Raw genomic sequence first — 928 nt, forward strand, 5'->3', positions numbered from 1 at the left:
CCCATTAGAACTGGCACGAGCGTGATCGCAAGTGCTGCCGCTGACGCCATGGCATACGTCTTGGTAAAGGCGAGAGGAGAGAACATCTTGCCTTCTTGACCTTCCAGTGCAAACACTGGAACAAAGCTTAACGTGATGATAAGCAGTGAGAAGAACAGGGGCGCGCCCACTTCTTCAGCGGCTTTGCCAATCAATTGCCAGCGGTTCTTATCCGTGAGAGGCGTTCGTTCAATATGCTTGTGGACGTTTTCTATCATTACGATGGCACCATCCACCATTGCACCGATGGCGATGGCAATCCCCCCGAGCGACATGATGTTGGCATTAATGCCTTGAGAATGCATCACGATGAACGCTGCAAGGATGCCTACAGGCAAGCTCAGGGCGATAACCAATGAAGAGCGAATGTGGAACAAGAACAGTGCACAGACGATGGCTACGACGATGAACTCTTCCGCTAATTTCTTCCAAAGGTTATCGACAGCTGTATTGATCAGCGTAGAACGGTCGTAAGTGGTGACGATTTCAACACCATCCGGCAAGCTACGCTGTAAATCTTCCAACTTGTCTTTAACTTTGCTGATCACCTCACTCGCGTTTTCGCCATAGCGCATCACGATCACGCCACCCACCGCTTCACCTTCGCCGTTAAGCTCAGAGATACCGCGACGCATTTGCGGACCTAAGTTGATGTCAGCAATGTCGCCCAATAAGAGCGGTGTACCTTTGTCGGTCACTTTAAGCGGCAGCGATTTAATGTCTTCGATGCTGGTCAAGTAACCGGTGGTGCGAACCATGTGCTCAGCTTCAGCAACTTCAACTACGGATGCCCCCGTTTCTTGGTTGCCGTTTTGAATCGCCATGTTTACTTGTTGCAGCGTTAAGTTATAAGCACGCAGCTTCGCCGGATCAATCTGGACTTGATACT

Annotated in this window: 1 protein-coding gene; it reads right to left on the reverse strand. The window is 50.3% G+C overall.

The features are described 5' to 3' along the window. On the reverse strand, positions 1-928 hold a 928-nt coding region (locus R7040_RS25195), incomplete at both ends, for an efflux RND transporter permease subunit (RefSeq protein ID WP_318097378.1).

The sequence above is a fragment of the Vibrio sp. 1069 genome (genome assembly GCF_033340555.1).